General features: G+C 72.7%; 3 protein-coding genes and 1 pseudogene. All 4 read right to left on the reverse strand.

Annotation, left to right across the window (positions count from 1 at the left end):
- Positions 1-8: 8 nt before the first annotated feature.
- A pseudogene (locus NQK81_RS07610) lies at positions 9-4343 on the reverse strand (type I polyketide synthase); the annotation flags it as partial.
- A gap of 509 nt (positions 4344-4852) precedes the next feature.
- Positions 4853-14665: a type I polyketide synthase gene (locus NQK81_RS07615; protein WP_257487653.1), complete on the reverse strand. Its 9813-nt coding sequence runs from the start codon at positions 14663-14665 to the stop codon at positions 4853-4855.
- Positions 14666-14847: 182 nt separating this feature from the next.
- Positions 14848-15069 (reverse strand): hypothetical protein, encoded by a 222-nt coding sequence (locus tag NQK81_RS07620; RefSeq protein ID WP_126735794.1) that lies wholly within the window; start codon positions 15067-15069, stop codon positions 14848-14850.
- The gene (locus NQK81_RS07625) at positions 15069-21458 is read right to left on the reverse strand and encodes a type I polyketide synthase (RefSeq protein WP_257487654.1); all 6390 of its coding nucleotides are present in this window, start codon (positions 21456-21458) and stop codon (positions 15069-15071) included. The genes NQK81_RS07620 and NQK81_RS07625 overlap by 1 nt, the downstream gene beginning before the upstream one ends.
- Between the last annotated feature and the right edge of the window lie 256 nt (positions 21459-21714).

Below are 21714 nucleotides of genomic sequence, written 5' to 3' on the forward strand. Positions count from 1 at the left end.
CACCCGGCTCAAGCGCCGAGTTGCTGGTCAATGAAGGCGAAGAGTTCGTCGTCCGAAGACGGCGTGAAGCCGGGCCCGTCGAGGCTCTCGGCGAGTTTCCGCAGCCGGGCGCCCGCTTTCGCGTGCTCGTCCCCGCCCGGGTCGAGACGGCTCAACGCGGCTTCCAGGCCGTCGAGCAGGCCCTCCACGTCGTCGTCCGTCCCGGCGAGTTCCTGCCAGAGGTAGGCGGCCAGCGCCTGCGGGGTCGGATGGTCGAAGACGAGCGTCGCGGGCACGGCGAGGCCGGTCGCGGCGTCGAGCCGGTTGCGCAGTTCGACCGCGGTGAGCGAGTCGAACCCGAGTTCGGTGAACGCGCGGTCCGGGCCGATCGCCGAGGTGTCCGGATGGCCGAGCACCTTGGCCACGGTCTCGCGGGCGACCTTCAGCAGCAGCCGTCGTTGTTCGGGTTCGATCAGGCCGCTCAGCCGGGACCGCAGATCCGCCACCGGTGCTTCGGCTGCCGCGGTTTCCGGTCGTGGCAGGTCGGCGAGCATCGGTGCGGCGCGGAAGTCCTCGAAGAACGACGGCCAGTCGAAGTCGGCGACGGTGACGCAGGTGTCGCCGGAGGCGATCGCCCGGACGAACTCATCCGCCGCGGACTCGGGGGTCATCGGGCGCAGGCCCTTGCGGCGGACGGCGTCGTCGACCGCCTCGGCCATGCCACCCTCGGCCCACGGGCCCCAGGCGATCGACACCGCCTTGACACCTTCTGCCCGCCATCGGGTCGCGAGCGCGTCGAGTTCCGCGTTCGCGGCGGCGTAGGCGGCCTGCCCGCCGTTGCCGAGCACCCCGGCGACGGACGAGAACAGCACCAGCGCGTCGAGGTCCTCCGTGAGTTCCCGCAGGTGCCGCGCGGCGGTCACCTTCGGCCGGGCGACGGCCTCGAAGCGTTCGGGCGTCGCGTCGTCGAGCATCGCGTCGTCGAGGACGCCGGCGGTGTGCACGACCACGCGGAGGTCGGTCAGACCACTGACCACTGTGGACAGTGCGTCCCGGTCGGCGGCGTCGCACGCGTGGATGCCGACGCGCGCGCCGAGACCCTCCAGCCGTTCGCGCAGTTCCGCCGCGCCAGGCGCGTCCTCACCACGGCGGGAGAGAAGCACGACGTGTTCCGTCCCGGCGCGGATCAGCCGTTCGGCCACGAGCGCGCCCAAGGCCCCGGTGCCGCCGGTGATCAGCGCGGTTCCGGAGGTCGTCCACGGCGCACCGGACGCGGGGGCGGCGGGGACGAACCGGCGGGCGAAGATCCCGTCGGCGCGGATCGCGACCTCCTCTTCGGGACCGCCGAGCACGTCGCGGAGGCGAGCGGCTTGGTCCGGCTGCTCGGGCAAGGTCACGCAGCCACCCCAGCGGCGGGGCTGCTCGATCGCCGCGACCCGCGCGACCGCGGCGACGCCGGGATCACTGGTGGCACACCACACCTTCGCCGGGGTGTCCCGCAGGAGAGCGGCGAGTGCGGCCCCGTCCACCGGGAACGCCAGGATCGGGCCGGTCTCCGGGACTTCCGTCACCAGGGGCGCGTCGAGCGCCTTCGCGGCGGCTTCCGCCCACGCGCCGGGTTCGGCCGCATAGACGGTCCAGGACTCCTGCGACGCCACCGGCTCCATCGGGCGCCAGACGACTTCGTACCGCCGGGCCGGGGGTGCGGTCTGCGCGGCGGCGAGCCAGAAGCGGTCCCGCCGGAAGGGATACGTCGGCAAGTCGACACGGGTGGCGCCGGTGCCGTCGAAGATCCGGGCCCAGTCGAGCCGCACCCCGGCGGTGAAGAGCCTTCCCCGTGCCAGGTCCGCGGCGGCGGCCTCATCACGATCTTTCCGTTGCGTGGCGATGAAGACACCGTCGCTGACGCAGTCGGCGCCGAGCGCGGTCAGGGAGGCGTCCGGCCCGATCTCGACGAAGCGCCGGACACCGCGCGCGTGCAGGCTCGCGACGCCGTCGGCGAACCGGACGGGTTCGCGCACCTGCCGCACCCAGTACTCCGGATCGCGGACGTCACCGGCGATGATCGGGATCCGCGGCTCGGCGTACGTCACGCTCTCGGCGACTTCGCGGAAGTCGCCGAGCATCCCGTCCATCATCGCGGAGTGGAAGGCGTGGCTGACCGAAAGCCGCTTGGAGCGCCGGCCGGGGAAGGTCTCGATCACCGCGGCGACCGCTGCCTCTTCACCGGAGAGAACCAGGGACGAAGGCCCGTTGATCGCGGCGATGCTCACGCCGTCGGGCAGGTCGAGTTCCGTTTCGGTGGCCTGCAACGCGACCATCGCGCCGCCCTCGGGCTGTGCCTGCATGAGCCTGCCACGGGCGGCGACCAGGCGGGCGGCGTCGTCGAGCGACCACACCCCGGCGAGGTACGCCGCGGCGAGCTCGCCGATCGAGTGCCCGAGCAGGAAGTCCGGCTCCACGCCCCAGGACCGCACGAGCTCGGCCATCGCGACCTCGAAGGCGAACAACGCGGGCTGCGCGACGTCGGTCCGGTCGATCCTGCTCTGGTCTTCGGAAGCGAGGACTTCGGCGAGCTTGAAGCCGGTGTGCGCGTCGAGCCGGTCCGCCACGCGCTCGAAGGTCCCGGCGAAAACGGGGAAGGCGGCGGCGAGCCCGGCGCCCATCGCGAGCCGCTGCGAGCCCTGCCCGGTGCAGAGGAAGGCCAGCTTGCCGCTTCCCGTCCGGCCGGTGACGACGCCGGGCGCGGCCTCACCGCGGGCCAGGGCGCCGAGGCCGGCGCGGAGTTCGTCCTCGTCGGCACCGGTGACGACCGCGCGATACGGCAGCGGCGCCCGGCCGGTGGCCAGTGACCAGGCGATGTCGGTGGGGTGACCGCCGGTCTGCAGCAACCGGTCCGCCAGCTCGGGCAGCGCGGCCTCGGTGCGTGCGGACAGCACCCACGGGACCCGGGCTCGCGCGGCCGCGTTGCCGGCCCGCGGCTGGTCGGGGGCCTGGCGGAGGATGACGTGCGAGTTGGTGCCGCTGATCCCGAACGACGACACCGCCGCCGCGCGCGGGCGGCCGGTCTCGGGCCAGGGCCGGTGCTCGGTGAGCAGTTCGACCGCACCGGAATCCCAGGCGACGTGCGGGGACGGCTCGTCGGCGTGCAGCGTGCGCGGCAGCTCGCCGCGGCGCAGCGCCTCGACCATCTTGATGATCCCGGCGACCCCGGCGGCGGCCTGCGTGTGCCCGATGTTGGACTTGACGGAGCCGAGCCACAGCGGGGTTTTCCGGTCGCGGCCGTACGTGGCGAGCAGGGTGTCCGCCTCGATGGGGTCGCCGAGCTTCGTGCCCGTGCCGTGCGCCTCGACGACGTCTATGTCCGAAGTGGACAGTCCGGCACTCGCCAGCGCGGCGCGGATCACGCGTTGCTGTGACGGCCCATTGGGCGCGGTGAGCCCGTTGGACGCGCCGTCGGAGTTGACCGCGGAGCCCTGCACGACGGCCAGCACCCGGTGTCCATTGTGGACGGCATCGGAAAGCTTCTCCAGCAGCAGCACGCCGGCGCCCTCACCCCAGCCGGTTCCGTCGGCGCCCGCGCCGAACGACTTGCAGCGTCCGTCCGGGGCCAACCCGCGCTGGCGGGAGAACTCGACGAACGTGTCCGGGACCGCCATCACCGTCGCGCCGCCCGCCAGCGCGAGCGAACACTCCCCCGCCCGCAACGCCTGCGCGGCCAGATGCACGGCCACGAGCGACGACGAGCAAGCGGTGTCGACCGACACGGCCGGGCCCTCGAAGCCGAACGTGTAGGCGACACGGCCGGAAAGCACGCTGCCGGCGGTGCCGGTGCCGAGGAAACCCTCGACTCCTTCGGGCAGCTCGGAAACGCCTGCTCCATAGTCGTGGTACATGATCCCGGCGAACACGCCCGTCGCGCTGCCCTTCAACGCAGACGCGTCGAGCCCGGCGCGCTCGATCGCCTCCCAGCTGATCTGGAGCAGAAGCCGTTGCTGCGGATCCATCGCGAGCGCTTCGCGCGGCGAGATACCGAAGAACTCGGGATCGAATTCGGCGGCCTCGTGGAGGAATCCCCCTTCACGCGCGTACGACGTGCCGGGGTGGTCGGGATCGGGGTGGAACAGCTCGGCGAGGTTCCAGCCGCGGTCGGCGGGGAACCTCGAGACCGCGTCGCGGCCGTCGGCCACCAGATCCCACAACGCCGCGGGCGAGTCGACCCCGCCCGGGTAGCGGCATCCCATGCCGATGATCGCGACCGGTTCCCTCGCCGCGTCGGCGAGTTCGCGGTTGCGCGCGGCCAGCCTGCTGTTCTCCTTGACCGACTCCCGCAGCGCGGTCACCAGTTCTTCGGGTGTCGCCATCAGATTCTCCGGACCGGACGAGACGGACGCAGCTCGGGCATGGCCTCATCCTGGGCGCGGGCGCCGCTCGTCCCCGGCGCTGTTCGCCACCCCGGCCCCATTGCCCGGTAACCGGGGGCCCACTTGGTACGTGAAGGCCCCCTTCACTGCGCTAGGCGCAATGAAGGGGGCCTTCATGTACTCGGGCGGCTTCGCGGGGGGTCCGCGCGGCTCGGGCGGCTTCGCGCGGCTCGGGCGGCTTCGCGCGGCTCGGGTGGCTCGGGCGGCTCGGGCGGCTTCGTGTTGCGAAAGCCACTTTCGCAACGTTGAAGGTTGCGAAAGTGGCTTTCGCAACCTGTGCGCTGGGGTCCCGTCCGTGAAGGCCTCCTTCCCTACCCTCAAAGTAGGTAAGGAGGCCTTCACGGACCGGGGAACCGCGCGTCGTCGGCCAAGATGGGGCTGAAGGGCTCTTCCCCGCATCCGATGCGTGAAAGCGCCCTTCACGGCATCCGACGCGGGGAAAGCGTCCTTCAGCCCTGCTCGGCGGTCGACATCGCCCGGCTGATCAGATCCCCCACGTCCAGCTCGTCGATCGACTCGTCGGGCACCGAGGACTCGGCGGCAGGCAGTTCCTCGGCCAGTTTCACCAGAGCCTCCAGCACCCCCAGCTCCCGGAACCGCTCCACCGGCGCGCCCGCCAGCGCCCGTCGCAGCCGCGCCTCGTCGGGCACTTCGACTTCCGGGAACAGCAGGCTCCGGAGGTGTGCCGCGAGCGCCGAGGGGGTCGGGTGGTCGAACACCACCGTCGCCCCCAGTTGCCGTCCCGCCGCGGCCGCGAGCCGGTTGCGCAGATCGACCGACGTCAGCGAGTCGAAGCCCAGGTCGGTGAACGCGTGGTCGGGATCGACCTCGTCCGCCGTGGCGAAGCCGAGCACCTGCGCGGTCTGCGTCCGGACCAGGTCCTCCACCGCGTCCGGCGTGAGAGCGACGGACTCGGGGGAAACCGCCCGCCGCACCGGAAGCCGGACGAGCCCGGTGAGCAGCGCGGGCAGCACGCCCGCCCGGGCCTGGTCCCGCAGCCCGGCCAGGTCGAGTTTGACCGGTACGGCCACCGGTCCGGGCGCGACATCGAACAGCGCCGCACCTTCTTCCGGCGTGAGCGCCCCGAAACCGTCGCGCCGCATCCGGTCGATCAGCGCCTGGTCGAGGACCCCACCCATCCCTTCGGCGGCCCACATCCCGTACGCGAGCGACCGCGCGGGCAGGCCATCGGCGTGCCGCCGCTCGGCCAGCGCGTCGAGGTAGGCGTTGGCCGCGGCGTAGTTGCCCTGTCCCGGCCCGCCGAGCACGCCGGACACCGACGAGACCAGCACGAACTCGGTCAGCGGCCGGTCGAGGGTCAGTTCGTGCAGGTGACGGGCCCCGTCTGCCTTCGGGCCGAGGACGCGGTCCAGACGTTCCGGGGTCAGCGCGGTGACGACGCCGTCGTCGAGCACCCCCGCCGCGTGCACGACGCCGGACAGGCCGGGGATGCCGTCCAGCAGGGCGGCGACCGCGTCCCGATCGGCGACGTCGCACGCTTCGACGCGCACCTCGGCGCCCAGCTCGCCCAGCCGGGCGGCCAGTTCTTGGGCGCCGGGAACGGCGAGGCCGCGCCGGCTGGTGAGCACCAGCCGTTCGACGCCGTGTTCGGTGACGAGCCGTTCGGCCAGTTTCGCCCCGACCCCACCGGTGCCGCCGGTGATCAGCACCGTACCCGCGGGCTCCCAATCCGGCTTCGGACCGGGCTCGGCCCGGACCAGCCGCGGTACCTCGGCGCGGCCGTCCCGCACCCGGACGCGGGGTTCGCCGGTGGCCAGCGCGGTGTCCACATCGGACACTTCGCCGTCGAGGATGACGAACCGGCCGGGGTTCTCCGCCTGCGCGGACCGCACCAGACCCGCCGCGGCCGCGTCGTCGAGACTGTCGCCGGTGACCACGACCAGCCGCGAGCCGGAGAACCGCGGCTCGGTCAGGAACCGTTGCAGGACTTCGAGGACAGCGTGGATCCCCGCCTGCGGCACCGGCAGGACGACGACCGGCGGAACCGGCTCGGTCACTTCGTCCCATCGCACCCACGGCACCGGCGCCGCGGACGACGGCTCGGCCGCGACGTGCTCGACGCGGAACAGCGACCGGTCTTCCCCCGCCCGCATCTGCTCACCGGTGACCGCGCGGACGACCAGCGAGCCGACCGACAGCACCGGCGCCCCGGCGAGGTCGGTCAGGTCGACCGCGACTTCCCCGGGCGCGAGGAACCGCAGCCGCGCTCGGACCGTCGTGGCGCCGGTCGCGTGCAGGCTGACGTCGCTCCAGCTGAACGGCAGCGCCCCGGATTCCTCACCCTCGCCGAGGAACATGCCGTGCAGGGCGGCGTCGAACAACGCCGGGTGGATCCCGAACCGGGCCGCGTCCTCGCGGGCGTCCTCGGGCAGCGAGATCTCGGCGTAGCGGTCCTCACCGTGCCGCCAGGCCGCGCGCAGGCCCTGGAAGAGCGGACCGTAGACGAATCCGCGGTCGGCGAGGTCGTCGTAGAAGGAGCCGAGGTCGATGGGTTCGAGCCCGTCCGGCCAGACGAATCCCTTCGCGGGCGGCTCGGCCTCGGCCAGCAGGCCGAGCGCGTTGAGTGCCCAGTCCTCGCCGGGTATCCGCGAGTGGATGGTCACCGCCGCCGCGGCACTGACCGCGACCTGGAGTTCGATCGGCCCGCTCTCGGGGATCATCACCGGGGCGTGCAGGGTCAGTTCGGCCAGCCGCGGCCGCCCGGCCTCGTCACCGGCTCGGACGGCGAGTTCGGCGAGCGCCGCGCCCGGCAGCAGGACGGTGTCGTGCACCGTGTGCCCGGCGAGCCAGGGGTGGGTCGCGAGCGAGATCCGTCCGGTGAGGACGGTGCCGTCGCTCTCGGCGAGGGAGAGTCCGGCGGCGAGCAGCGGATGCCCCGGCGAGTCCAGCCCGGCCGAGGTGAGATCTCCGACCGGCGCCGGTTCGAGCCAGAAGTGCTTGCGCTGGAACGGATAGGTCGGCAGGTCGACCGCGCGGGCACCGGGCAGCACGGCGTCCCAGCCGACCCGGACTCCTTGGACGTGCAAGGTGGCGAGCGCGGTCATCACCGTCACGGCTTCGTCTCGTCCCTTGCGCAGCAGGGGAATGCCTTCGGTGAGCGGCGAAAGCACCGCATCGGGGCCGACTTCGAGGAACTTCGTGACACCGTCGGCGCGGAGCTGCTCGACCGCCGCACCGAACCGGACGGTCTCCCGGACGTGCGCGACCCAGTACGCCGGGTCGGTCACGTCCGACACCATCGGAATCCGCGGCGCCGAGAACGTCAGCTCCCGCACCACCTCGGCGAAGTCGTCCAGCATCGGCTCCATCAGCACCGAATGGAACGCGTGCGACACGTCCAGCCGCTTCGTCTTCCGATCGCCGAACCGGGCCACGACGGCGAGCGTCGGCTCTTCAGCGCCCGAAAGCACCACCGACGACGGACCGTTGACCGCCCCCAGCGACACGCCCTCCGGCAACTCGCCGATCTCGTCCTCGGACGCCTGCACCGCGACCATCACCCCGCCCGACGGCAAGGCCTGCATCAAGCGGCCACGAGCCACGACCAGTTTCGCCGCGTCCTCCAACGACAGCACACCCGCGACATGGGCCGCAGCGATCTCGCCGATCGAGTGTCCCGCCAAGTAATCCGGCCGCACACCCCACGACTCCACAAGCCGGAACAACGCCACTTCCAGGGCGAAGATCGCGGGCTGCGCGAACTCCGTCCGCGACAGATCCCCGGTCTCGGGCAACAGCGCACAGACCTCGTCATACGCCGCCGCGAACACCGGGAACGCCTCGTACAGCGAGGCACCCATCCCCGGTCGCTGCGAACCCTGCCCGGTGAACAGGAACGCCAGCTTGCCCCGCGACGCGCGACCGGTGATCCCGCCACCGGCCGCGATGGCTTCGAGCCCGGCACGCAGACTCTCCGCGTCCGCGCCGACGACCGCGGCCCGGCGCTCGTGCGCGGTCCGCGTCGTGGCCAGGGAGTACGCCACGTCACGTGGATCCGCTGTGTCCACAAGGGACAGTAGAGCGCGGGCCTGGTCGGCGACGGCCTGATCGGTCTTGGCCGACAGCACCCACGGTACGACGCCGTGCGAGGCGGGCTCGACCGGCGTTTCGGCCGGGACCTGCTCCAGGACGACGTGCGCGTTCGTCCCGCTGATCCCGAACGACGACACCCCGGCCCGGCGCGGTCGCCTCACCTCCGGCCACGGCCTCGATTCATGGAGCAGGTCCACGGCGCCGGCGTCCCATTCGATCTCCTCCGAAGGTTCCGCCGCGTGCAACGTCCTGGGCAGCACACCCCGGCGCATCGCCTCGACCATCTTGATGATCCCGGCGACCCCGGCGGCGGCCTGCGTATGCCCGAGGTTCGACTTGACCGAACCGAACCACAACGGTTCGTCCCGCTCGGCGCCGTAGGTCGCGATGAGCGCCTGTGCCTCGATCGGGTCGCCCAGCCGCGTGCCCGTCCCGTGCGCCTCGACCGCATCGATGTCCGAAGTGGACAGACCGGCGTCGGCGAGCGCCGCACGGATCACACGCTGCTGCGAAGGTCCATTCGGAGCGGTGAGACCGTTGGACGCGCCGTCCTGGTTGACCGCGGAACCGCGCACCACGGCCAGCACCGGATGCCCGTTGCGCCGGGCGTCCGAAAGCCGCTCCAGCACGAGCACCCCGGCGCCTTCCGACCAGCCGGTGCCGTCGGCGCCGGCCGAGAACGACTTGCAGCGCCCGTCCGGCGAAAGCCCTCGCTGGCGCGAGAAGTCGAGGAACGTCTCCGGCGTCGCCATCACGGTGACCCCGCCGGCGAGCGCCATGTCGCACTCCCCCGAACGCAGCGACCGCGCGGCCAGATGCAGCGCGACCAGCGACGACGAGCACGCCGTGTCGACCGACACCGCCGGGCCTTCCAGCCCGAGCGTGTACGCGATCCGCCCGGACAGGACGCTCGCCGAGGTCCCGGTGCCCAGGAATCCGGCGACGCTGTCGGGCACGCTGGCCAGTTTCGCGGCGTAGTCGTAGTACATGATCCCGGCGAACACCCCGGTGGCGCTGCCCTTCAGCGACGCCGGGTCGAGCCGGGCGCGTTCGAGCGCTTCCCAGCTGATCTCCAGCAGCAGGCGTTGCTGCGGGTCCATCGCCAGGGCTTCCCGCGGCGAGATGCCGAAGAACTCGGGATCGAACTCGCCCGCGTCGTGGAGGAAGCCGCCGTGGCGGGTGTAGGTCTTGCCGGGCAGGCCGGGTTCGGGGTCGTAGATACCGTCGACGTCCCAGCCGCGTCCGCCGGGGAACGGCGAGATCGCGTCGGTACCCGCGGCCACGAGGTCCCACAGCTCCTCGGGTGACCGGACGCCGCCGGGATACCGGCAGCTCATCGCGACGATCGCGATCGGCTCGTCGGCGGCGCCGCGCCGGGTCACCGCCGGACGCGCCGGTTCCGGGGCGCCGAGCAGTTCGGCGCCGAGGAACGTGGCCACCGCCGCCGGGCTCGGATGGTCGAAGACGAGCGTCGCGGGCAGCCGCAACCCGGTTTCCGCGGTGAGTTCGTTGCGCAGTTCGACGGCGGTCAGGGAGTCGAAGCCCAGTTCGGTGAACGGCCGCGACGGCTCCACGGTGTCCGCACCCGCCCGGCCGAGAACCGCCGCGACGCGTGCCCGGACCAGGTCGATCAGCAGGGCTTCCCGGTCGCTTTCGGACAGCCCGGCGAGCCGTCCCGCCAGCCCGGTGTCGGTGCGGCGGGCGGCTTCGCGACGGGTCCGGACGCGGACCAGCCCGCGCAGCAGCGGCGGGACACCGGCGGTGCGCACGGCGGCGAGGTCGAGCCGCACCGGGACGAGGACGGCGCCGCCGTCGGCCACGGCGGCGTCGAACAGCGCGAGTCCTTCGTCCGGTTCGAGGGCGCCGAAGCCGTCCCTGCCGATCCGGTCCCGATCGGTGCCGCTCAGCGAAGCACCCATCCCGTCTCGCCACAGACCCCACGCGAGTGACTGCGCGGGCTTTCCGGCGGCGCGGCGCCGCCGGGCGAGGGCGTCCAGCTCGGCGTTCGCCGCCGAGTACGCGCCCTGCCCCGGTGAGCCGAACACACCGGCGATCGAGGAGAACAGCACGAAGAAGTCGAGGTCGCCGGTAAGTTCGTCCAGCAGTTGCGCGGCGGTGGCTTTGGCCCGGTACACGGCGTCGACCCGCTCCGGGGTGAGCGACGTGACGACACCGTCGTCGAGGACACCCGCCGCGTGGACCACACCGGTGACCGGCGGCTCGGCCCGGTCCAGCAGATCACGGAGCTGCTCACGATCGGAGACGTCGCAGGCCTCGATCCGGGCCCCGAGTTCGTCGGCGAGTTCCCGGGCATCCGGCGCGTCCGCACCACGACGGCTGACCAGCAGCAGATGCCGGACACCGTGCGCGGCGACCAGATGCCGGGCGAGGCGGGCGCCGAGCCCACCGGTGCCACCGGTGATCAGGACCGTGCCGGAAGTGTCCAGTGTGGACTCACCGGAGCCCGCCCTGGCCAGGCGCGGCGCGCACAGGCTTCCGGCGTCGGCGTGCACTTCGGGTTCGCCGGTGGCCAGTGCGGCCTCGATGTCGGCGTGAGTACCGCGGACCAGGACGATCCGGCCGGGATGCTCGGCCTGCGCGGCACGGACCAGCCCTTCGGCCGCGCCTTCCCGAGAGGTCAGCACCACCAGCGGGCCGGGCTCGTCGGTGGCCAGGAAGTCCTGCAATCCGCGCAGAGTGGCGTCGAGCGAACCGGCTTCCAGGACCGCCGCCGCCGTGGTGTCCGAGGAACCGGCGAGAAGCGGCACCTCCTCGACACGATAGAGGCCGTCCCGCACGGAAGTCGTGGCCGTGACGGCGCGGACGCTGAGCCCGCCCACGGCAGCGACCGGCGCGCCCGTGCCGTCGGCGAGGTCGAACGCGAAGCCGTCGGCGACCGGCCGGGCGTGTACGCGCAGTTCGGTCGCGCCCCGCGCGTGGAGCACGACGTCTCGCCAGGCGAACGGCACCGAACCCTGGTCCTCGCCGGGCACGGCGGTGGCCTGGAGCGCGGCGTCGAGCAGTGCCGGGTGCAGACCGAACTTCGCCGCCTGCTCGGGCTCAGGAAGGGCGACCTCGGCGAAGATCTCCGTGCCGCGGCGCCAGACCTTGCGCAGGCCGCGGAACATCGGCCCGTACGCGAGCCCGGCGGCGGCCAGCCGATCGTAGGCGTCTTCGAGTCCGAGCGCTTCGGCGTTCTCCGGCGGCCACACCATGTCCATAGTGGACACTGGCGGAGTGCCGAGGAAGCCCGTCGCGTGGGTGACCCACGGCCGCTCCGGAAGCCGTGAATGGATCGACACCGGACGGCGGCCGTGCTCGTCGGCGGCGCCCGCGACGACCTGGACCTCCGGCGCGGTGCCGGGTTCGAGGACCAGCGGTTCCCGCAGGATCAGCTCTTCCACGCCCGCGCAGCCCACCTCGTCGCCCGCGCGGACGGCGAGTTCGGCGAACGCGGTACCGGGAACGAGCACCCGGCCGGCGACGACATGGTCGGCCAGCCACGGATGCCGGTCGAGCGAGAGGCGTCCCGTGAGCAGGACGCCGTCGTCGGCGGCGACGGACACGGCGGCGCCGAGCAGCGGATGATCGGCGGCGGCGAGCCCGGCGGCGGTGACGTCGGCGTCGCTTTCCTGGCCGAGCCAGAAGTGCTCGTGCTGGAAGGCGTACGTCGGCAGGTCGATGAACCGCCCGCCGCCGAGGTAGGCGGCCCAGTCGACGGCGACACCACGCGCGTGCAGCGTGCCGAGCGCGGAGACCAGTTGCCCGGGTTCGTCGTGGCCGCGGCGCAGCGCGGGCACTCCGCCGTCGACGAACGCGCTGAGCACGGCGTCCGGCCCGAGCTCGAAGAACTTCGTGACCCCGGCGGCGGTCAGGCGCTCGGCCGCGCCGGCGAACCGCACGGTCTCGCGGACATGCGCGACCCAGTACGCCGGGTCCGTCAGATCCGCGTTCTCCGCCACGGTGGACACGATCGGGATCCGCGGCGCCGAGAACTCCAGGCCTCGCACCACCTCGGCGAAGTCGTCCAGCATCGGTTCCATCAGCACCGAGTGGAACGCGTGCGACACGTCCAGCCGTTTGGTCTTCCGGTCGCTGAACCGTTCTACGAAGGTGAGAGTCGCTTCCTCGGCGCCCGACAGCACCACCGACGACGGACCGTTCACCGCGGCCAGCGAGACTCCCTCGGGCAACTCGCCGAGTTCCTCCTCGGACGCCTGCACCGCCACCATCACGCCACCGGCGGGCAGGGCTTGCATCAACCGGCCCCGCGCCACGACGAGTTTCGCCGCGTCGGTCAAGGACAGCACTCCGGCGACGTGAGCGGCCGCGATCTCACCGATCGAATGCCCCGCCAGATAATCCGGCCGCACACCCCACGACTCCACAAGGCGGAATAACGCCACTTCCAACGCGAAGATCGCCGGCTGCGCGAACTCCGTTCGGCCCAAATCCCCGAACTCGGGCAGCAGCGCACAAACTTCGTCGTAGGCCGCCGCGAACGCCGGGAACGCCTCGTACAGCCCGGAACCCATCCCGAGGCGTTGCGAACCCTGCCCGGTGAACAGGAACGCGAGCCCGCCCTCGGTCACCCGGGTGGCGGTGACATCGGCCAGCCCGGCGGACAGGGTTTCCCAGTCCGTGCCCGTGACGACGGCCCGGTACGGCAGCGCCGCCCTGGTCGTCAGGGAATACGCGACGTCGAGGGGCTCCGCGGTCCCGGCCACGGAAAGCAGTCGGGACGCCTGCGCGGCCAGCGCCGGTTCCGTGGCCGCTGACAGCAGCAGCGGCACCACGGCGGGCGCGGGGCGCACGGCGGCGGGTTCCTCCGGCGGGGCCTGCTCCAGCACGACGTGCGCGTTCGTCCCGCTGATCCCGAACGACGACACCGCCGCCGCACGGGGACGCCCGGTCTCGGGCCACGGCGTGCGTTCGGTCAGCAGCGAGACCGGCCCGGCCGTCCAGTCGACCTCGCGGCTGGGCGTGCCGACGTTCAGGGTCGGCGGCAGGACCCCGTGACGCATCGCCTCGACCATCTTGATGATCCCGGCGACCCCGGCCGCGGCCTGCGCGTGCCCGAAGTTCGACTTGACCGAGCCGAGGAACAGCGGCCGGTCACGGTCGCGGCCGTACGTGGCCATCAGCGCTTCGGCCTCGATCGGGTCGCCCAGCCTCGTGCCCGTGCCGTGCGCCTCGACGGCGTCGACGTCCGAAGTGGACAGTCGTGCGTCGGCGAGCGCGGCGCGGATCACGCGCTGCTGCGACGGACCGTTGGGCGCGGTGAGGCCGTTCGACGCGCCGTCGGAATTCACCGCGGAACCCCTTACCACGGCGAGGATCCGGTGTCCGTTGCGCTGGGCGTCGGACAGCTTCTCCAGCACGAGCATCCCGACGCCTTCGGCCCAGGCGGTGCCGTCGGCGTCGTCGGAGAACGATTTGCAGCGCCCGTCCGGTGCCAGGCCGCGCTGCCGCGCGAAGTCGACGAAGATCCCCGGCGAGGCCATCAGGTTGACGCCACCGGCGAGGGCGAGGGTGCACTCTCCCGCGCGCAGGCCGCGCACCGCCGCGTGCACGGCGACCAGCGACGACGAACACGCCGTGTCGATCGAGACCGCCGGGCCCTCCAGGCCGAGCTGATAGGCGATCCGTCCGGAGTGGACACTGCAGGTGGTGCCGGTCAGCAGGTAGCCGTCCACCGTGTCGCCCGGGTTGTGCAGCCGCGGACCGTACTCCTGCGCGGAAACGCCGACGTAGACGCCGGTGGGGCTGCCGCGCAGCGCGGCCGGGTCGAGGCCGGCGCGTTCGACGGCCTCCCAGCCGACCTCCAGCAGCAGCCGCTGCTGCGGTTCCATGGCCAGCGCCTCACGCGGCGAGATCCCGAAGAACTCGGCGTCGAATCCGGCGGCGCCGGGCAGGAAACCGCCGGTCCGCACATAGGTGGTCCCGCGCTTCTCCGGGTCGTCGTCGAACAGGCCGGAGGTGTCCCAGCCGCGGTCGGCCGGGAACTCGCCGATGCCCTCGCGGCCGCTCTCGACCAGGTCCCACAGCGCGGCCGGCGTGTCGGCCCCGCCGGGGAACCGGCAGGCCATGCCGACGATCGCGATCGGCTCGTGCCGTCCGTCCTCGGCGTCACGCAGCCGTTCCCGGGTCCGGTGCAGGTCCCCGGTCACCCGCTTCAGCAGGTCGAGAAGCTTCTCTTGGTCCGCCATCACACCCTCGCTCGGTGGTCGGTGTCTGTCGGTGAACCCGCGTCCGCGATCGACGTCGGCAGGACGCTGCCTGGTCATCCATCTCAGGACGCCCTGTCACCGCGATAGCGGGGGCCTTCGGCCAGCGCGGGTTCACGCGTTCAGTCGCTCTTCCGGATACATCTGCAGCTCCGCCGACACGGTCAGAAGATCTCGTCGGTGAGGAAGCCGAAGACCTTGTCGACAGCGGCGTCGAACAGCAGGTCGTCGAATTCGTCGTCCTTGTCGCCCGCCGCGTAGGCCAGCAGCAGCTTCTTCAGCGGCTTGGCGACCTTCTTGCGGTCTTCGGGATCCAGTTCGCCGAGGCGTTCGCTCAGCCGCTCGATGTCGGCCAGCACCTTGGCGACGGCCTTCTTGTCCGCCATCACGAAATCCCCAGTTCGGTGGCCAGGAAGTCGACGACCTCGTCCGCGGTCGCGTCCTCCAGCCGTCCGCCGACGTCGCTCCCCGGCGTGGTGATGCCGTCGAGCAGGGCTCGCAGCCGTCCGGCGACCGCGGTCCGGCCGTCGTCGTCGACGGCGGCCAGGCGTTCTTCGAGCCGGTCGAGTTCGGTGAGCACCGCGTCGGCCGCGCTGAGCGACGGCGGGGCCAGTTCGGCAAGCAGGTGCCCGGCGAGCGCGGCGACGGTCGGATGGTCGAACACCGCCGTGGCCGACAGCCGCAAGCCGGTGACGGTGTTGATCCGGTTGCGCAGTTCCACCGACGTCAGCGAATCGAAGCCGAGGTCCTTGAACGCGCGTGCCGGATCGATCATGCCGCCCGCCTCGTGCCCGAGGACGGCGGCGGCGTTGTGCCGCACGAGGTCGATCAGGAGAGCCGTGCGTTCGTCATCGGGCAGTGCCGTGAGCCGCTCGCCGAGCCCGGCGCCGCCCGTGGCCGCGGGCGCCGCCGCGCGGCGGGTGGTGACCTTCGCGAGACCGCGCAGCACAGGCGCCACCTCGGTGGTCCTGGCGTGGGCGCGCAGCGCGGCACGGTCGAGTTCGATCGGCAGGACGGTGGTGAACCCGCCGTCGAGGGCGGCGTCGAACAGGGCCAGCCCGGACTCCGCGGTCAGCGGCGGCAGGCCTTCGCGGGCCATGCGGTCGACGTCGTTCTCGGCGAGCCCGCTGCCCATCCCCTCCCTCCAGAGTCCCCAGGCGAGCGAGACGGCGGGCAAGCCCCGGGTCCCGCGGTAGGCCGCCAAGGCGTCCAGGAACGTGTTCGCGGCGGCGTAGGAGGCCTGCCCCGCCGAGCCGACGGTCCCGGACACCGACGAGTAGAGCGCGAAGAGCGCGAGGTCGTGGCCGAGGGTGAGTTCGTGCAGGTGCCACGCCGCGTCCACCTTGGGGCGCAACACTTTCGCGAGCCTCTCCTGGGTCAGGCCGGTCAGCACGCCGTCGTCGAGGACACCCGCGGTGTGCACGACGCCGGTCAGCTCGACCCCGTCCAGCAGGGCGGAGAGCGCGTCCCGATCGGCGACGTCACAGGCCACGACGCGGACTTCGGCACCCAGGACGGTGAGCTCGGCGGCAAGTTCTCCCGCGCCCGGCGCGTCCGGGCCGCGGCGGCTGGTGAGCAGCAGCTTGCGGACCCCGTGCGCGGCCACGAGATGCCGCGCGACGAGCGCGCCGAGGCCGCCGGTGCCGCCGGTGACCAGCACCGTCCGGTCGGGATCGAGCGCTCGCGGGACGGTGAGCGCTACCTTGCCGATATGCCTGGCCTGGCTGACGAACCGGAACGCGTCGGGCGCGTGCCGGACGTCCCAGGTCCGCACCGGCAGCGGGGTGAGCGCGCCCTGGCCGAACAGGGTGATCAGCTCGGCCCAGATCTCGGCGGTGCGGGTCCGGCCCGCTTCGATCAGGTCGAAGGCGCGGTAGGCGACGTCCTGCGGTTCGCGGACGTCGGTCTTGCCCATTTCGAGGAACCGGCCGCCGGCCGCGGTCACGGCGAGGGAGGCGTCGACGAACTCGCCCGCGAGGGAGTTGAGGACGACGTCGACCCCGCGTCCGCCGGTCGCGGTCCGGAAGGCTTCGGCGAAGTCGAGGGTGCGTGAGGAGGCGATGTGGTCCGGAGCCAGCCCGGCCGCGCGCAGGACGTGCTGCTTGCCCTCGCTGGCGGTGCCGAACACCTCGGCGCCCAGATGGCGGGCGAGCTGGGTCGCGGCCATCCCGACCCCGCCCGCGGCCGAATGGATCAGGATCGACTCGCCCGCCTTGAGCCCGGCCAGGTCGACCAGCGCGTAATAGGCGGTCAGGAAGACGAGCGGCACGGTCGCGGCCTGCTCGTCGGTCCAGGCGTCCGGGACCCGGGTCAGGAACGGGCGTTCGCCGACGGCGACCGGGCCGATCGCGCCGTGCACCATGCCCATCACGCGGTCGCCTGGCGCCAGGTCGGTCACCGCGGCGCCGGTCGCGAGCACGGTCCCGGCGATCTCGCAGCCCAGCGGCCCGGCCTCGCCCGGGTACATGCCCAGGACGTTCAGCACGTCACGGAAGTTCAGCCCCGCCGCACGGACGGCGATGCGCACGTCGTCCGGCCCGAGGTCCGGCTCGCCGGCCGCCTCCAGGACGAGGTCGTCGACCGTGCCCTCACCGGACTTGCCCAGCCGCCAAGGCCCGTCGGGCGGCAGCAGGACTCCCGCGCTTGCCTCGGCTATCCGCGGCACGAGCGGGACGCCGTCGCGCACGGCGACCTGCGGTTCCCCGGTCGCCACGGCCATCGGCACGTCTTCGGCCTCGCCGTCGACGAGGACGAACCGGCCATGGTGCTCGGCCTGGGCACTGCGCACCAGGCCCCAGATCGACGCGGCCGCCGGATCGGTGGCGTCCGGCCCCGCGGCGTGTCGCGTGTGGACGACCAAAGTGGACTCTTCCCGCGTCACCCAGTCCTGGATCACTGCCAGGACCTGGGCGCCGAGCTCGTGCGCCGAGCCGACAGGGTCGCCCTCCGGGAGCACCGACAGCACCGCGGGCTTGCCGGGCACGATCTCCGGATACGCCGTGCACGCCACCGGTTCGGCGACCGCGATCGGCGTCCAGTCCACAGTGAACAGTCCACCGGGGAGTTCCCGGCCGCGCGCGACCGGACGGCGGACGACCAGCGAGCCGACGCTCAGCACCTCGGAGCCCGAGGGGTCGACGGCGACCAGCGACACGGTGTCCGCCCCGTGGAACGTGATCCGCAGCCGCAGCGCGGTCGCGCCGCTCGCCCGCAGGTGGACGTCCGACCAGGAGAACGGCAGCCCACCGGCGGATTCCGCCGACTCGCGGAAGAACATCGCGTGCAGCCCGGCGTCCAGGAGCGCCGGGTGGATACCGAAGCCGCCGTCCTCGTCCGTGGGAAGCGAGACCTCGGCGTGGACATCGTCGCCGTCGACCCACACCGACCGCAGACCGCGGAACACGCCTTCGTAACCGAAGCCGGGTAGCTCGTCGTAGAAGCCTTCCAGGGACCGGGCTTCTCCCGGCGGTGGCCACTCCACGGTCGCGGGGACGGCATCGGTCTCGGGAACGAGGGTGCCGTTCGCGTGCCGCGTCCAGTCCTCGCCGTGTTCCGGTCGCGAATGGACGGTGACCGCGCGGCGGCCGTCGTCGTCCGGGGCGGCCACCACCACCTGCACCTCGGCCGCGGCCGAGAGCACGAGCGGGGCGCCCAGGGTCAGTTCCTCCACGCGCCCGCAACCCGTTTCGGCACCGGCGTGCAAGGCGAGTTCGAGGAAACCGGTGCCGGGGAAGAGGATGTCGTCGCCGACCCGGTGGCCGTCCAGCCAGGGCTGATCGGTCGTCGAGAGCCGCGCGGTGAACACGGTGTCGCCGCCGGGCACCGCGACCACCGCCCCGAGAAGCGGATGCTCGGCGCGACGCAGGCCGAGGCCGCGCGCGTCCCCGCCCGGGCCGGGGGTGAGCCAGTACTTCGACCGCTGGAACGGGTAGGTCGGGAGGTCGATCCGGCGCCCGCCCGGAGCGAGCGCCGCGAAGTCGACGTCCACGCCGCGGACGTGGGCGGTGCCCAGCGCGGTCAGGAGTTCGGGGACCTCGGGCCGGTCGCGGCGGAGCAGCGGACGCGCGACACCGTCGTCGACCAGCGCCGAGAGTACGCCGTCCGGTCCCAGTTCGAGGTAGGTGCCGCAACCGTTGTCCCGCAACACACCCAGCGCGTCGGCGAAGCGGACGGTCGCTTCGACGTGGCGGATCCAGTACCCGGCCGAGTCGTGCCCGCCGATCTCGCCGGTGACCGTCGAGACGATCGGCAGGTTCGCGGGGTGGTAGTCGGCGAGCCGCGCGATCCGGGCGAAGTCGTCGAGCATGTCGCGCATCAACGGGGAGTGGAACGCGTGGCTGACGTTGAGCCACTTGACCTTGCCATCGAAGCCGCCGATCGCCTTCTCCAGCGCGTCGCGGGCACCGGACAGCACGACCGCGTCCGCACCGTTGACCGCTGCGACCCCGGCGCGTTCCCCGAGCCCGGCCAGCAACCCGCGAGCGGTTTCCTCGGAGGCACGCAGGGACACCATCGCGCCGCCTTCTGGCAGCTCGCGCATGAGCCTTCCGCGGGCCGTCACCAGCATCGCCGCGTCGGACAGCGACAGCACACCGGCGACGTGCGCGGCCGCGAACTCCCCCACCGAATGCCCGCACAGGTAGGCGGGGGCGACGCCCCAGGACTCCAGCAGCCGGAACAGGGCGACCTCGACGGCGAACAACGCGGGCTGCGCGTAGTCGGTGCGGTCGAGCAACGCAGGGTCGGCCTCGCCGAACACCACGTCCCGCAGCGGGGGGTCGAGCTGCAGGTCGGTGTGCGCGCAGACCTCGTCGAAGGTCTCGGCATAAACGTCGTAGGCGTCGTAAAGCTCACGGCCCATCGCGATCCGCTGGGCACCCTGCCCGGTGAACAGGTACGCGAGTTCGGCGGGCTCCTGGAGCGGACCGCCGCGGAGCACCCGTTCGTCGTACGCGGTCAGTGCTTCCGCCAGGCCCGCGGCGTCCGGCGCCAGAACGAAGGCACGCTCGGCCAGCGTCGCGCGGGTCTTGGCGAGCGAGAAGGCGAGGTCCGCCGGATCCGCGTCGACAGCGGCGAGCTGGGCCGCGCGGGCGCGCAACGCGACCGGATCGGCGGCCGAGAACGCGATGGCGACCGGCGAATGCGGTGCGGGCGTTGGCTCGCCGGGCACCGCGGGTGCCGGTTCCTCCAGGATCAAGTGGGCATTTGTGCCGGAGATGCCGAACGACGACACCGCGGCCCGGCGCGGTTCCTCGCCACGGGGCCAGGCGACCGGCTCGGCCAGCAGCGAGACCGCGCCGGCGGACCAGTCGACCGCCGGGGTCGGATCGGCGCCGTGCAGGGTGCGCGGCAAGCGGCCGTGGCGCAGCGCCATGATCATCTTGATCACCCCGGCCGCGCCCGCGGCCGCCTGCGTGTGCCCGATGTTGGCCTTCACCGAACCCAGCCACAACGGCGTTTCCCGGTCCCGGCCGTAGGTCGCGAGCAGCGCCTGCGCCTCGATCGGGTCGCCGAGGGTGGTCCCCGTGCCGTGCGCCTCGACGGCGTCCACAGTGGACGCTCCGATCCCGGCGTCGGCCAGCGCGGCGCGGATCACCCGCTGCTGGGACGGGCCGTTCGGCGCGGTGAGCCCGTTCGAGGCGCCGTCGGAGTTGACCGCGCTCCCCCGGATCACCGCGAGCACCGGATGTCCGTGGCGCTCGGCGTCGGAAAGCCTTTCCAGGACGAACATCCCGGCGCCTTCGGCCCACGCGGTCCCGTCCGCCGCGGCCGAGAACGGTTTGCAGCGCCCATCCGGCGCGAGGCCGCGCTGGTTCGAGAAGGCCACGAACGGGCCGGGGGTGCCGAGCACGGCGACCCCACCGGCGAGCGCGAGGCCGCATTCGCCGTTCCGCAGCGCGCGGACCGCGAGATGCAGCGCGACCAGCGAGCCGGAGCAGGCGGTGTCGACGGTCAACGCCGGCCCCTGCAGGCCGAGGGTGTACGCGATCCTTCCGGAGACGACGCTCGGCGCGCTGCCGGTGAGCAGGAGCCCGTCGAGGCCCTCGGGCGCGTCGGCCAGGCGGGTGCCGTATTCCTGCGGCTCGGCACCGACGAACACCCCGGTCCGGCTGCCCGTCAGGGTTCCGGCGTCGATCCCGGCTCGTTCCAACGCCTCCCACGCCGTCTCCAGGACCAGCCGTTGCTGCGGGTCCATCGCCAGCGCCTCGCGCGGCGAGATCCCGAAGAAGCCGGCGTCGAATTCGGCCGCGCCGGGCAGGAAACCGCCGTGGCGCACGTAGGTCTTGCCCGGGGTGCCCGGGCGCGGGTCGTAGAGACCGTCGACGTCCCAGCCGCGGTCACGGGGGAATTCCGTGACCACGTCCCGCCCTTCGTCCACAATGGACCACAGGCCCTCGGGTGAATCCGCGCCGCCGGGGAACCGGCAGCCGATGCCGACGATCACGATCGGTTCGCCGGTGGCCGCGCCTGCTTCCGCTTCGTCCTCGGACCCGGCTCCGAAGAGACACTCGTCGAGGAAGTCCGCCAGCGATTCGGGTCCGGGATGGTCGTAGGCCAGCGTCACCGGCAGTTCGAGCCCGGTCTCGGCGGTCAGCCACGCGTGCAGCTTCACCGCCAGCAGGGAATCGAATCCGAGATCGGCGAAGGTCCGGCCGGGCGGGAGCGGCCCGTCCAGCACCGCCGACGTCGCCCGGCGCACCAGGCCCAGCAGTATGCGGCGCCGCTCGGCGCGCGGCCTGCTTTCCAGCCGTCGCAGGGAATCCAGCTCGGTCATGCGCGCACTCGCCACCTCGGGTCGCCCGGCACAGGGAAGTCGCGGTCCAGCTAGCCACAGCGGCCGTCGCGGACGGGGCGGAACTGTTCCACCGCCGGGTAACCGGCCGCTCCCCTGCTCGGTTTCCGTGCCGTGGGCAAGCGGTGGAAAAGGTATCCGGCGCGCCGGGACGGAATCGTTAACGTGGCTTTCGGCGAACCGGATTTCAGCGCCGAGACCCGTAGCCGCACGAGAACGCCGGCGTCCGCCGTGCCGG

It is taken from the genome of Amycolatopsis roodepoortensis, from assembly GCF_024628825.1.
Classification (GTDB): domain Bacteria; phylum Actinomycetota; class Actinomycetes; order Mycobacteriales; family Pseudonocardiaceae; genus Amycolatopsis; species Amycolatopsis roodepoortensis.